This window comes from Paucibacter sediminis (genome assembly GCF_030254645.1).
GTDB classification, from domain to species: Bacteria; Pseudomonadota; Gammaproteobacteria; order Burkholderiales; family Burkholderiaceae_C; genus Paucibacter_B; species Paucibacter_B sediminis.
In genome coordinates this window covers 2,866,914-2,881,254 of sequence record NZ_CP116346.1, presented here as the reverse complement: position 1 = coordinate 2,881,254, position 14,341 = coordinate 2,866,914, and the positions used below count along the sequence as shown (strand labels likewise).

At 71.6% G+C, this 14,341-nt stretch carries 8 protein-coding genes; 4 read left to right on the top strand and 4 right to left on the bottom strand.

The window, feature by feature from the left end:
* Positions 1-7 precede the first annotated feature (7 nt).
* From PFX98_RS13330 to PFX98_RS13315, 4 genes are all read right to left on the bottom strand, one after another.
* On the bottom strand, positions 8-1,219 hold the full coding sequence (locus PFX98_RS13330) for a porin (protein ID WP_483414193.1): 1,212 nt from the start codon (positions 1,217-1,219) through the stop codon (positions 8-10).
* Positions 1,220-1,365: 146 nt separating this feature from the next.
* Positions 1,366-2,481, bottom strand: a complete 1,116-nt coding sequence (locus PFX98_RS13325; RefSeq protein WP_285230987.1) for an HD-GYP domain-containing protein — start codon at positions 2,479-2,481, stop codon at positions 1,366-1,368.
* Between the two features lie 53 nt (positions 2,482-2,534).
* A complete protein-coding gene (locus tag PFX98_RS13320) occupies positions 2,535-3,422 on the bottom strand; it encodes a ribose-phosphate diphosphokinase (protein ID WP_285230986.1) in 888 nt (295 codons plus the stop codon).
* Positions 3,423-3,428: 6 nt separating this feature from the next.
* The gene (locus PFX98_RS13315) at positions 3,429-4,982 is read right to left on the bottom strand and encodes a thymidine phosphorylase family protein (protein WP_285230985.1); all 1,554 of its coding nucleotides are present in this window, start codon (positions 4,980-4,982) and stop codon (positions 3,429-3,431) included.
* An 84-nt stretch (positions 4,983-5,066) separates the two neighbouring features.
* Between PFX98_RS13315 and PFX98_RS13310 the strand changes: the two genes are divergently transcribed.
* From PFX98_RS13310 to PFX98_RS13295, 4 genes are read left to right on the top strand one after another with little or no spacing between them, the layout of a single operon-like run.
* A complete protein-coding gene (locus PFX98_RS13310; protein ID WP_285230984.1) occupies positions 5,067-7,574 on the top strand; it encodes an ATP-binding protein in 2,508 nt (835 codons plus the stop codon).
* A 43-nt stretch (positions 7,575-7,617) separates the two neighbouring features.
* Positions 7,618-9,498, top strand: a complete 1,881-nt coding sequence (locus PFX98_RS13305) for a patatin-like phospholipase family protein (protein WP_285230983.1) — start codon at positions 7,618-7,620, stop codon at positions 9,496-9,498.
* A gap of 18 nt (positions 9,499-9,516) precedes the next feature.
* Positions 9,517-11,511 (top strand): bifunctional acetyl-CoA hydrolase/transferase family protein/GNAT family N-acetyltransferase, encoded by a 1,995-nt coding sequence (locus PFX98_RS13300; protein ID WP_285230982.1) that lies wholly within the window; start codon positions 9,517-9,519, stop codon positions 11,509-11,511.
* Entirely contained in the window at positions 11,508-14,336 is a 2,829-nt protein-coding gene (locus tag PFX98_RS13295; RefSeq protein WP_285230981.1) for an ATP-binding protein, read from the top strand. The genes PFX98_RS13300 and PFX98_RS13295 overlap by 4 nt, the downstream gene beginning before the upstream one ends.
* Positions 14,337-14,341 lie beyond the last annotated feature (5 nt).

Genomic DNA, 14,341 nt, shown 5'->3' with positions numbered 1-14,341 from the left:
TCCTGCCTCAGAACACCAGGTCCACAGCCAGGCTGTAGACATTGACCGAGGCGCCCGTGCCGAAGCCGGGCTGCTGATTGATGAAGAAGCCCGGGCCATCGGGTTTGACGCGATCGACCTGCGCCTTCAGCGCCACATTGCGATAGGCATCCCAGCGCAGGCCCAGCGCCCAGGTCTTCTGCGCGCGGTGCTGGCTGGCCACGAAGCCGTCCACCGTGGCCTTGAGCTGGGCCAGCTGCGGCGTGGCGGCCGGGATCACATTGGTGACGTTGCTGTCCACATGCTTGAGCTGCGACACCGTGCCATAGGGCGTGAACTTGCCGATGCGGTGGCCCAGGGTCAGGTACCAGGCATCGGTATCGGCGGCATAGGTGTCGGTGCGGCGCTGCGTGTATTCGCCGCTGACGATCCAGTTGCCACTGTCCCAGGTGGCGCCCAGGCCGGTGAAGGTGGCCTTCTTGTCGGTCGGGTCCAGCTCGTTGGCGGTGCTGGTGAAGGGCGTGGTGCGTATCAGCGCCACCAGGCCGGCCAGCGTGGTGGTGTGGGCCGTCAGGCGGCCCTGCAGATGGCCGACGCGCAGGCTCAGGCCGTTGTCCATCTCGAGCGTGGCATTGAAGCCGAGCATCTTCTTGAAGTCGACCTTGGTGCGCGCCACAGTGGTCCGGCCCTGGCCGCCGAAGAGCTGCGCGCTCAGGGTGCCGAGGCCGGTATTGGTCTGGAAGTTGAGGTCCGCGCCATTGAAATTGCTGAACGGCACCTGGCCGTAGACGTCCATCGGCGGGCGCACCCAGGTGTTGGCATAGCCGACGTCACGGAAGTCCGAGACCGCGAAGAAGGGGCCGCCCATGCGCCCCAGGCGCAGCGCCAGCGAGGGCGTGATCTGCGCCTTGGCAAACGCCCATTCCAGCTCGGGCGTGAAGTTGCCCTCGCCGTTCTGCTTGCTCAGCAGCTGCACCGTGCCCGAGAACATCGCGTTGGCCTTGAAGGTGCCCTGCACGCCGAGCTTGGAGTCGACCTCGCCGCTCCAGGACTTGTCGGCGCCACGCACCTGGCCGTTGCCCGCATATTGGGCCGCGTCGGTGTTGGTGCCCACTACCCCCAGCGTTGCGAAGCCAGAAAAAGAAAAGGCGGACTCGCCGCCTGTTTGCGCCTGCGCACCGATTGCAAAGAAAAGGGCCGCGGCAAGAGGCGCCAAGCGCCACTGCTTCGAACATGTCATGTTGTCTCCTTCTGAATGACTAGCAAGGACTGACCCGGCAGGCGCAATCACGCCCCTGCCTGGCACCATGCTAGGCATATCGGCCGGGCCGACCATGCCTTAAGTCATATTTCTGTCGCAACTGTGGCGCCAAGGCCAACAGCCGCTCAGCTGAGCAGGCCGTAGAGCCGCTCCAGCGGCACCCGCGTGACCAGGGTCTTGTCGGCCTCCACCGCCTTGACGGCGTAGTCGGCCTGGGCGGTGTCGCGGCGCGGCGTCTGCGTGATCGGCAGGCCGCGTTTGTCGGTGAGCGCCGCCACCAGCGGCGTCTGCATGCCGGCCCCGCGCCGTATCACCACCGCCTTCTCGCCGCTCGCCAGCGCCAGCAACTCGCCCGGCGGGTAGATGCCGATCTCCTTGATCAGCGCCGCCACCATCGGGCTGCCGGGCCATTGCGCATAGGCCTGGCGCTCGGCCTCCTTGATGTCCAGCGGCGGGCGGCCCTCGCGCCGGCTGATCTTGGCCAGGAACACATCGGCCAGGCGCAGCAGATGGGCCAGCTCCGACACCGCGGTGAGCCCGCGCGGATAACCCTGGCCATCGGCATGCTCGTGATGCTCCAGCACCGCCTGCAGCCATTCCTCATCGGCCACGCCGGCGGCGCGCAGACGCGCCACCGCCGCCTCGGGGTGGCCGCGCAGTTCGTCGCGCTGCTCCTGCGTGAGGCGGCCGAACACCGCATAGCGGGCCTGCAGCTCCAGGATGCTGAGATTCATCGTCAGCGCCGCCAGCACCGCCGAGCGCTGGCGCTCGGCCGGCCACTCCAGGCGCGCCGCGATCAGCTGGCACAGCGCCGCCACGAACACCGTATGGGTGAGGCCGTACATGCGGTAGTGATGGGCCTCCTGCCGCACCATCTGGTAGACGGCCACATCGGGGTCCTGGCGCACCATCGCCATCAGCTCGTCGGCCAGTTCATGGCAGCCCTGCTGCAGGCCGGCGGGCTCCTGGCTGGCATGGGCCAGACGGTCGAGGCTCCAGTAGATATGGTTCCAGCGCGCAAACAGCGTGGGCGGCTGTGCCACCACCTTGCGGCCGGCGGCCAGCGCCTTGATTTCCTCGACGTCGGCAAACATGCCGCGCGCCAGCAGGCTCTGCAACTGGTTGTCGCTGTAGACCAGCTGGCCGCAGGCCAGCAGCAGCCCGCCATGCTCGTCGCGCACATTGAAGGGCAATGGCGCGCCCACCGTCACCTGATTGGCCACCAGCTTGAGCAGTTGCATCGAGTCAGGCCCCGCGCCGGCCTTGCCGGCCAGCACGCCCAATGTTGTTTGTGTCAGCCCAGTCTACGCCAGGCCTCGGCCAATAGCGACACCACCGAGACCGCGTTGCTGGCGTGCGGCACGCTGTTGCTGCTCCAGACATGACGCACACCCGCCGCCTGCAGGGCCGGCAGCGCATCGCCATTGAAGAGCGCATGCGTCACCGCCACGTCGACCGAGGCCGCGCCGCGCGCCAGCAGGCCCTGGGCCGCGCCGATCAGGGTGCGGCCGGTGGAGGCCATGTCGTCCAGCAGCACCACCGCCCTGCCCTGCACCGCCAGCTCCGGCAGCGCCAGCGTGACCTGGTGGTCGCCATGGCGCACCTTGTGGCCCACCGCGCAATCCAGGCCGCCGGCCTGCGCGGCCTCGCGCACCCACTGGCCCGATTCCTCGTCGGGCCCGATCAGCAACGCGCCGGGCACGCGGGCGGCGATCCAGCGCCCCAGCACCGGCGCGGCCGAGAGCGCCACGCCGGCGCCCTTGGGCATCACCTCGTCGAGGCTGGCGATGCGATGCAGATGCGGATCGATGGTGATGACATGGTCGAACTGCTGGGCCAGCAGGCGCGCGATATGGCGCTGGCTGACCGCCTCGCCGGGCGTGAACTCCATGTCCTGGCGCATATAGGCCAGGTAGGGCGAGACCAGCACCAGCCGCTGCGCGCCGAGCTCGCGCGCGGTGGGCGCGGCAATCAGCAGCTCCACCAGCTTCTCGTTGGGTTGCTGCAGGCCGCGCAGCAGCAGCACGCGCGCCGGCAGCGGCTTGGGCAGCACCAGGCGCAGCTCGCCGTCGGGGAAGCGGTGGCGCGTGATGAAGGCCAGCGGCGCGTCCAGCGCCAGGGCCAGGTCTTGCGCCAGGGCGGCCTCGTCGTCGAAGGCCAGCAGCAGGATGTCAGAACTCATAAAGGGTCACAGCGAAAACAGCGAGCCGCTCGCGAACTCGTGCGGCAATTGCTCGGCGGCGCCGATGCGGCAGCCCGGGTCCTTCTGCGCATGGCTGCGCGCGAACTGCAGATCGGCGTCGAACTGGGCATAGATGCGGTAGAGCGGCTCGCCCTTGGCAACCGGATCGCCCAGCTTCTTCAACAGGTCGAGGCCGGCGCCGGGCACCTGCGGCGCACCGGCGAGGCGGGCAATGCGCGCGATGCGCAGATTGTCCAACGCCACCAGCACGCCGTCGGCCTCGGCCAGCACCTCGGCCTGCAGGCTGCCCACCTGTGGCGGCTCGGCGCGGCGCCCCTGCGCGTCGACGATGGCGTTCATCTGCGCCAGCGCGCGCCCCGAGTCGAGGATGTCGCGCGCGATCTGGTAGCCCTGGCCGCCGCGCACATCGGGGTCGAACTCGATCATGCGCCCGGCCAGGCGCAGCGCCTTCTGGCGCAGGTCCTGCGGTGCGGCCGGGTCGCCCTGCAGCACCTGCATCACGTCGCGCGCCTCCAGCACCGGCCCGATGCCGCGGCCGATCGGCTGGCGGCCGTCGGACAGCACCACGTCCAGCTGCAGGCGCAGATGGCCGGCCACGTATTCGAACAGCTTCTTCAGGCGCTGCGCCTCGGCCATCGAGCGCACCTTGGCGCTCGGACCCACCGGGATGTCCAGCACCAGATGGGTGGAGCCGGCGGCGATCTTCTTGGACAGGATCGAGGCCACCATCTGGCCGGGCGAGTCGATCGACAACGGGCGCTCCACCGAGATCAGGATGTCGTCGGCGGGCGAGAGATCGGCGGTGCCGCCCCAGGCCAGGCAGGCATGGGTGTCGCGCACGATGCTGACCATGCGCTCGAAGCCCAGTTCCACCTCGGCCAGCACCTCCATGGTGTCGGCCGTGCCGGCCGGCGAGGTGATGGCGCGCGAGCTGGTCTTGGGGCACAACATGCCATGCGCGGCGACGATGGGCACCACCAGCATGGAGGTGCGGTTGCCGGGAATGCCGCCGATGCAATGCTTGTCCACCACCAGGCCATGGCCGACCTCGCGCTGCCAGTCGAGCTTGCGGCCCACCGCGATCATGGCCTCGGTGAGGTGCAGCACCTCCTCGCGGTCCAGCTCGTACTGGTTGGTGGCCACCACGAAGGCGGCCAGCTCGATCTTGGAATAGCGCGCCTGGGCGACGTCGCGGATGATGGCGTGCAGGTCGTCCTTGGTGAGGCGCTCGCCATTGATCTTGCGATGCAGGGCGGCGATCGAGCCGGGCGGCTCCGCATGCGCGATGCTGGCCTCGTGGCCCTCGCCCACCGCCAGGCGCGCGAACGCGTCCTCGCTCACGCCCAGCTCGCAGGCGCTGACGATGCGCTCGTCGTCCACCACGTTCAGCACCGCCAGGATGGTCTGGCCGTTGGCGTGGATCTCCACCTTGGCCAGGGCCTGGAAGCCCGCGGCGCGCACCACCGGGCAGTCGCGGTGCAGATAGGCCACGTTCTCGCGCCAGGTGTCGATGCCGACGCGCCGGATTTGCAGGTTCATGCGGCAACTGTAGCCTGTCAGGCATACTCGCCCGGCCATCACAGACGCCGGCAGCCGCACGCGTGCGGCCCCAACCCTGCCAAGATGCGTTCCACCAACTGGCGCTTTGCCCGCTTCGAATTGCTGACCCGCGAACGGCTGCTGCGCGCCGATGGCGTGGTGCTGCCGCTGGGCTCGCGCGCCTTCGATCTGCTCACCGTGCTGGTGGAGCGCGCCGGGCGCCTGGTCACCAAGGCCGAGCTGCTCGACCAGGTGTGGCCCGGCCTGGTGGTGGAAGAGAACAATATCGCCGCCCAGATCACCGCCCTGCGCCGGGTGCTGGGCGCCGAGCTGATCGAGACCGTGCCGGGGCATGGCTACCGCTTCACCGTAGCGGCCACGGGCATGGACGCCAGCCCGCTCGCCAATCCGGCCCTGGTGGCGCTGGGCGGCTGCCAGCTGTTCGGCCGCGAGGACGACCTGGCGCGCCTGCTGCGCGCCATGCAGCAGGCCGGCTGCGTGACCCTGCTGGGCCCGGCCGGCGTGGGCAAGACCGCGCTGGCCCAGGCGCTGCGCGACGCCCATGACCTGAGCCTGGACAGCCGCGCCGCGCGCGCCCTCTGGCTGGACCTCGGCGCCCTGTCCGAACCGGGCCAGCTGCTGCCGGCCCTGGCGCGCGCGCTCGAGCTGCACGGGCCCGCCAGCGATGCCGCCCTGCTGGCCCCGGCCCTGGGCGCTCGGCGCCTGCTGATCATGGACAACGCCGAGCATCTGCTGCCGGCCACCGCCGAGCTGGCGGCGCTGTTGCTGGCGGCCGAGCCGAGCCTGCGCCTGCTGGTGACCAGCCAGGCGCCGCTGCCGCTGGCCGGCGGGCGCGAGCAAAGGCTGGAGCCGCTGGAGATCGCCGGCGCCGACACGGCCGCCGAACAGGCGCTGCGCAGCGGCGCCATCGGCCTGCTGGCGGCGCGCGCCTGCGCGGCCGACTACCGCCTGCGCCTGGGGGCGGAGCAGCTGCCGCTGCTGCGCGCGCTGTGCAGCCAGCTCGACGGCCTGCCGCTGGCGCTGGAAATGGCCGCCGCGCGCGTGCCCCTGCTGGGCCTGCAGGGCGTGCACGATGCGCTGGCCGAGCGCTTTGCCCTGCTCAAGCGCGGCCACCGCGGCAGCCTGGCGCGCCACCCGACCCTGCAAGCCGCGTTGCATTGGAGCCACGGCCTGCTGGCGCCCGCCGAGCAGCGGCTGTTCCGGCAACTGGGCGTGTTCAGCGGCGGCTTCAGCCTGGAGCTGCTGATGGCCGCCACCGACACCGCCGAGAGCGCGCGCTGGAGCCTGGTGGACGGGCTGGCCGCGCTGGTGGACCGTTCGCTGGTGGTGGCCGAGCTGGCGGCCACCGAGAGCGCGCCGCGCTACCGCCTGCTCGAGACCATGCGCCTCTACGCCCTGACCCTGCTGGACGAGGCCGGCGAGGCCGAGGCGGCACGCCGGGGCCATGCCAGGGCGCTGTGCCAGCTGATGCAGCGCCTGCGCCAGCAGCAGGACCAGGCCGATGGCGCCGCCAACCCGCGCATCAACGCGCTCTGCTTCGCCGAGCTCGACAACGCCCGCAGCGCCTTGCGCTGGGCCATGCAGCACGAGCCCGACAGCGCGCTGGCCCTGGCCACCTGCGTGGGCATGCTCACCACCTACAGCGCCTGGCGCGGCGAGGCCTATGGCTGGGTCGCCGACTGCGAGGCGCTGCTGGGCGGGCGCTTGTCGGCCGCCACCGAGGCCCACTGGTGGCGCGAGTTCGCGCGCCAGCTGGTGATGCGCGGCAGCCCGCGCGCCAGCGAGGCGGCCATGCGCGCCTGCGCGCAGCTGCGCGCGCTGGGCGCGCTGGGCGACGAGCGCGACCTGCTGCGCGCCCTGGTGAGCCTGGTGCGCGCGGCGCCCTCGGCCAGCCCCGAGGTCGATCGCGCGCTGGCCGAAATCGCCGCGCTGCTGGGCCGGCATCCCGAGTGGAGCGCGCGCCTGCGCCTGGTGGCCGCGGCGGCGCGCGGCAGCTACCACCTCAAGTGCGGCCAGCTCGAAGCCGCGCTCAGCGATCATCGCGAGGAGCTGGCGCTGGCGCAGGCGCTCGCCTGGCAGGACGCCGCCGACGTGGCCGAGAGCAATGTGCTGGCCCTGATCTTCCTGCTGGAGCGCCATGCCGAGGCGGCGGCGCTGGCGCGCGCCATGCTCGCCCGGCCGAGCGTGCAGGCCGGCGCCAGCAGCGCCTATGTGCAGTGCTATCTGCTGGCGGCGCTGATCGCTCAGGGGCAATGCGAGGCGGCGCTGCAGGCCTGCGGCCCGGCCCTGCAGCTGGCCCGCCGGTTCGACGTGCCCTACGCCCTCACCCAGTTGCCGCTGCTGGCCTGGGCGCTGCAGCGGCCGCAGGCGGCGGCGCAGCTGCTGGGCCTGGCGCGGCAGCATTTCGAGCAGCGCCAGGCGCGCCCCTATGGCTGGATCGAGCAGCAATGGGCCGCCCTGCAGGCGCAGTTGCAGGGCGCCCTGGGCCCCGGCCTGGCGCAGGCGCTGATGCAACAGGGTAGCCAGCTGAGCGACACGGACGCCGAGCGCCTGCTGGCGGCTTTTTCATAGCTTTTTCAGGACTTTCGGCGCGCGGCCGGCCAGACTGCGCGCCATGCTCAGCTGCGCTTCTCCCGCCCCGCCCGCTCCGTCCGCCACGCACCCGCCCCATCTGCAGGCCCTGCTGCTGCGGCACCTGCCGGAGCTGCTCGGCGAGATCGAGCCTGCGGCCGTCGAGCTGCTGCTGCAGCGCCTGGAATGGGTGGAGATCGCCGCCGGCCAGCCGCTCATGACCCAGGGCGAGCCAGGCGACGCCATGTATCTGCTCGTCAGCGGCCGCCTGCGCACCTATATCGGCAACGAGTTCGGCGAGCAGCGCGCGGTGCGCGAGATCGCGCGCGGGCAGATCGTCGGCGAGATGAGCTTGTTCACCGATGAGCCGCGCTCGGCCACCCTGGTGGCGATCCGCGACTCGGTGCTGGTGCGCCTGTCCAAGCAGCATTTCAAGCAGTTGCTGGGCATCAGCGAGCAGGTCTCGATCGCGCTGACGCGCCAGATCATCGCCCGCCTCAAGACCGAGGGCAGCCGCTCCCTGCTGGACAAGCCAGTCACGATCGGCCTGGTGCCGATCAGCGCCGGCGTCGATGCGCTGGACTTCGCGCGCCAGCTGGCCGGCCAGCTGAGGCAGCATGGCCGGGTCGCCCTGATCACCGCGGCCGAGCTGGATGCGCAGCTGCTGACGCCTGGCATCAGCGCGCGCCCGCCCGAGGATCTGGATGCGAGCCGGCGCATCGCGGTGCGGCTGGACGAGATCGAATCGCTGCACGACTTCGTGCTGCTGGTGAGCGATGCCAGCGCCACGCCCTGGACGCAGCGCTGCTGCCGCCATTGCGACGAGTTGCTGCTGCTGGCCGATGCCGACCAGCCGGCGCGCCTGCACGAGATCGAGACCGAATGCCTGGTCTGCCGGCCGCCGCGCACCGAGGCCACCGAGATCCTGGTGCTGCTGCACCCGAGCGAGCGGCTCAGCCCGCAGGGCACGGCCGACTGGCTGGCGCGCCGCCCGCTCGCCGACCACCAGCACATCCGCCCGCGCCTGCCCGGCGACATCGCCAGGCTGGCGCGGCTGGTGAGCCGCCAGGGCGTCGGGCTGGTGCTGGCCGGCGGCGGCGCGCGCGGTTTTGCCCATATCGGCATCTACCGCGCGCTACAGGAGCATGGCGAGCAGATCGACATGGTGGGCGGCACCAGCGTGGGCGCGGTGATGGCGGTGCTGGTGGCGAGCGACCAGCCGCTCGAGCTGCTGGTGAACACGGCGCGGCGCGCCTTCGCGCTCAACCCCACCGGCGACTTCAACTGGCTGCCGCTGGTCTCGCTGATCCGCGGCCAGCGCCTGCGCCGCAGCGTCGAGCACAACATCCAGGTGCTCACCGGCCATGCCGCCCAGGCCGAGGACCTGTGGAAGAACTTCTTCTGCGTCGCCACCAACTACTCGCAGGCGCGCGAGCAGGTGCTGCAGCGCGGCTCGCTGCTGAAGGCCATCCTCGCCAGCGTGGCGATCCCGGGGGCCCTGCCGCCGGTCATCCACGAGGGCGATCTGCTCTGCGATGGCGGCAGCTTCAACAACCTGCCGGTGGACGTGATGCGGCGCCGCTGGGGCATCGGCCGCGTGATCGCGGTGGACCTGAGCGCCCACAAGCCGCGCCGGCTCGATTTCGACGAGGTGCCGGGGCCCTGGGCGCTGCTGCGCGATCGCCTGCGCCCGCGCGCCCGGCGCCGCTATCGCCTGCCCTCGCTGGCGGCCTATCTGATGAACGTCACCGTGCTCTACAGCAACTCGCGCCAGCGCGAGGCGCGCCAGCAGATCGACCTGTATTTCAACCCGCCGCTGACACGCGTGGGCATGCTGGAGTGGAGCCGCTTCGACGACATCGTCGAACAAGGCTACCAGCATGGCTGCGAGGTGCTGGCTGCCGCTGCCGCTAGGGCCAGTTAACACGACGGGGAGCCCCGCATGAACATGACGCCAAACGACGCACGCCCCGACGCCCGCCACGACCCGGCCCCGGCCACCGCGGCGGGCCTGCTGGCCCGCCTGGCCCATGCCTGGCAGAGCCGCTTCCTTGCCAGCGAACCCTCCGAGCAGCCCGGCGCCGGCCTGGATCCGCGCCTGCTGGCCTGCGCCGAGAAGATCTGTTCGGCCAGCGATGCGCTGCGCCTGATACGGCCCGGTTCGCATGTGTTCGTGGGCACGGCCTGCGCCACGCCGCGCAGCCTGGTGGCGGCGCTGGAGGCGCTCGCGCCGGCGCCGCAGGACGTGGAGCTGCTGCACTTCCTCACCGACCGCGCGGTGCAGCACGACGCCGCCGGCGCGCCGCTCACCAAGTACCGGCATCGCTGCTTCTTCGTCGGCCAGGACATGCGCGCCGCGGTGCGCCATGGCCTGGCGGACTATGTGCCGATCTCGCTGGCGCGCGTGCCCCAGCTGATCGCGATCGGCCGCATCCCGGTCGACGTGGCGCTGATCCAGGTCTCGATGCCCGACGAGTTCGGCTACGTGAGCCTGGGCGTCTCGGTGGACGTGAGCAAGGCGGCGGTGGCCAAGGCCGGGCTGGTGATCGCCGAGGTCAACCCGCACATGCCGCGCACCATGGGCGACTCGACCCTGCATGTGGGCGAGATCGACCATCTGGTGCCGGTGGACACGCCGCTGATCGAGTACCTGCACCAGGCACCGCAGGGCGAGATCTCGGAGCAGATCGCGCGCTACATCGGCAGCGTGATCGACGACGGCTCGACGCTGCAGATCGGCCTCGGCCGTTTCAGCAACGAGGCGCTCAAGTACCTGGTGGACCGCCAGGACCTGGGCATCCATTCGGACGTCATCACCGACGCCATCATCCCGCTGCTGGAGCGCGGCATCCTCACCGGCCGGCGCAAGAGCCAGCAGCGCGGCAAGATCGTCACGAGCTTCGCGATGGGCTCGCGCCGGCTCTACGAGCTGATCGACGGCAACCCGCTGTTCTCCTTCCAGCCCATCGAGGCGGTGTGCGATGCCTGGACCATTGCCGCCCAGCACAAGATGGTGTCGGTGACGCAGGCCTTCGCGGTGGACCTGACCGGCCAGGTCTGCGTGGACCAGTTCCACGGCGATTTCTACGGCGGCCTGGCGGCGCAGGCCGAGTTCCTGCAGGGGGCCTCGCGCTCGCCCGGCGGCAAGGCCATCATCTGCCTGGCCGCCACCGAGGACGACGGCCTGAGCTCGCGCATCCGCGCCAGCCTGCAGGCCGGCGAGGGCGTGGCGATCGCGCGCAGCGACGTGCACTACGTCATCACCGAGTACGGCATCGCCCATCTGTTCGGCAAGTCGATCCGCGAGCGCGCGGTGGCGCTGATCCAGATCGCCCACCCGGCGGCGCGCCCGGGCCTGCTGGAGGCGGCCCAGGCGCTGGGCTATGTGCCGGCCGACCAGGGCCTGCGCAATCTGCATGCCTATGCCGTGCAGGACGAGCGCCAGCTGCGCTTGAAGGACGGCCGCCCGCTGCTGCTGCGCCCGGCCCAGGCCAGCGATGGCGACGCGATCCGCGCGCTCTTCCATCAGCTGCCCGAACGCGACATCTACACGCGCTTCTTCCGCAAGCTGCGCGGCCTCTCCAACCGCGACGTGCAGCGCCTGTGCAATCTCAACGACGAGAACGAGGTCGCCCTGGTGGCGACCAGCGGCCCGCGCGAGCAGCCGGAGCTGGTGGCGCATGCGATGTACATGGTCGACCCCAGCACCAATCTGGCCGAGACCGCCTTCATGGTGCACCCCGACTGGCAGGGCCAGGGCCTGGGGGGCCGCCTGCAGCAGCGCCTGGCCGAGCATGCGGCCGCGCGCGGCGTGCGCGGCTTCGTGGCCGAGATCCTCGCCACCAACGAGCACATGATCCGGCTGGCGCGCAGCAGCGGCAAGGACGTGAAGGTGGAGCACGAGGGCAGCAGCGTGCGCGTCACGAGCCTGCTGTGAACGCCCAGCACGACACCAAGGCGCTGCTGCTGACCGATGTGGTCGACAGCACCCAGCTCTCCGAGGCGCTGGGCGATGCCGCGATGGCCCAGGTCTGGACCGACCATGACCGCGTCGCGCGCGACCTGCTGCCGCCCTGGCGCGGCCGCGAGATCGACAAGACCGACGGCATGCTGCTGCTGTTCGATGCCGCCGCCGATGCGGTCGGCTACGCCCAGGCCTATCACCGCGCCCTGGCCGCGCTGCCGGTGCCGCTGCGCGCGCGTGCCGGCCTGCATGTCGGGCCGGTGCTGCTGCGCGAGAACGCCGCCGCGGACGTGATGCGCGGCGCCAAGCCGCTGGAAGTGGACGGCCTGGCCAAGCCCACCGCGGCGCGCGTCATGGCGATCGCCCGGGGCGGCCAGACCCTGCTCAGCGCCGAGGCGCGCGCCGCGCTGGGCACGCCCGACGGCTGCCGGCTCGACTCGCACGGGCATTGGATGATGAAGGGCCTGTCGGCGCCGGTGGAGATCTTCGAGGTCGGGCCGCCCGAGCAGCTGCCGACGGCGCCGCCCGATGGCGACAAGGTCTACCGCGTGGTGCAGGTGGACGGACGCTGGCTGCCGGTGCAGGCCATTCCCAACAACCTGCCGCAGCAGAGCACCCCCTTCATCGGCCGCGAGCAGGAGCTGCGCGACATCAAGGCCCTGCTGGGCAGCGCCCGCCTGGTGACCCTGCTGGGCATGGGCGGGCTGGGCAAGACCCGGCTCTCGCTGCAGGCCGCGGCCGAGCTGATGCACCAGTTCCCCGACGGTGTGTGGTTCCTCGACCTGGCGCCGATCAGCGACCCCGCGCTCGCGCTGGCCGAAGCGGCCCAGGTGCTGGGCGTGCGCGAGGAGCCCGAGCGCAGCCTGCTGCAATCGGTGTGCAGCTTTCTGCAGACGCGCCGCGTGCTGATGGTGTTCGACAACTGCGAGCACCTCATCAAGCCGGCGGCCGAGATGGCGCATGCCATCGTCAGGGCGGCCCCGCATGTGCGCCTGGCCGCCTCCAGCCGCGAGGCCCTGCGCATCCCGGGCGAGCATGCCTATCTGGTGCAGCCGCTGCCGGTGCCGCGCGCCGGCGACGACCTCGCCACGCTGCGCCAGTCCACCGCGGTGCGCCTGTTCGTCGCGCGCGCCCAGGCGCACCGGCCCGGCTTCGAACTGGACGAGGCGCAGGCCCCCGCGGTGGCCGAGCTGGTGGCGCGGCTGGAGGGCATACCGCTGGCGCTCGAGCTGGTGGCGGCGCGCCTGCGCACGCTCTCCCTGGCCGACATCAACCGCCGCCTGGGCAACCGCTTCAAGCTGCTCACCGGCGGCTCGCAGGTGCTGCAGCAGCGCCAGCAATCGCTGCGTGCGCTGGTCGACTGGTCCTACGACCTGCTGCCCGAGGCCGAACAGCTGCTCTTGCAGCGCCTCGCCGTGTTCAGGGGCGGGCTGGACATGGAGGCCGCCGAGGCCGTGTGCGGCGGCACGCCGCTCGACGTCGACGCGGTGCTGGACCTGCTGGGCGCCCTGGTGGAGAAATCGCTGCTGATGCAGGCCGAGACCGCCGACGGTATGCGCTACCAGATGCTGGAAACGATACGCGAATACGCGCTTGAAAAGCTCGCCGCCGCCGGCACGCTGGAGGCCATGGGTGGGCAGCATGGTGCGCATTACTTCGCCTTCGCCAAGCTGGGGCGCGACGGCCTGCACGGCCCCCAGCAGGGCTACTGGCTGGGCCGGCTCGAGACCGAGCAGGACAATCTGCGTGCTGCCACCGGGCATGCGCTCGGCCCCGGCGGCAACCCGATTCTGGCGCTGAAGCTGGCCGTGGCCCTGCAGGGCTTCTGGATCCTGCGCGGCTATTCGGGCGAGGGGCGTGCCCTGCTGCGCGGCCTGCTGGCCCTGCCGGCGGTGCAGGCCGACGCGCAGGCCCATGCCCATGCCCTCTACGTGGCCGCGGCGCTGGCATGGAGCCAGAGCGACCACGCCGCCGCGCTGGCCGATCTGCAGACCTGCCTGGCGCTGCGGCGCCAGCGCGACAACCCCTTCGACGTGGCCGCCACCCTCTCCACGCTGGCGCTGACGCGCCTGGGCTGCGCCGATGCGGCCGGCGCGCTGGCGGCCGACCACGAGGCCCTGCAGCTGTTCCAGCTCTGCGGCAACCAGGTCGGCGAGGCCACGGTGCAGCTGCAGCTGGGCCAGATCCACGCCTGGTGCGGCGCGGCCGCCCAGGCCGCCACGCACCTGCAGGCCGCGCTGCAGCTGGCGCGCCAGATCAAGCACCTCGAGACCGAGGCCGAGGCCGAGCTCTCGCTGGCCCAGCTGGACTTCGAGGCCGGCGCGCTGGGCGCCGCCGAAGCGGGGCTGGCGCGCTCGCTGAAGATCTGCCTGGCGGCGGGCGACCGGCGCGGCGCGGCGCACGCCCTGTGGTGGCTGGGCAAGCTGGACCTGCTGGCCGGCCGCCAGGCGCCGGCATGCGAGCGCCTCGCCGAGGCGCTGAGCGCCTTCAATGCCTTCGACATGCGCGAGCATCTGCTGGGCTGCCTGGAAGACCATGCCGCGCTGGGCCTGCTGCTGGAGCAGCCGCAGGCGGCCATCGCGCTGGCCTCCTGCACGCAGCAGTTGCGCGAGAACGCCCGCCTGACGCGCCCGCGCCTGGCCCAGGGGCGCTGGCAGGCCCTGCTGGCGCGCCTGCGCGCGGCCAGCCCCGACGAGGCCTTCTTCGAGGCGCCCTGGCAGCAGGCGCGCGACTGGGATACCGCCCAGGCGCTGCGCCGGGCGCTGACGCTGGCGCTACCCGCCGGGCGCCTGCATTGAAGCGC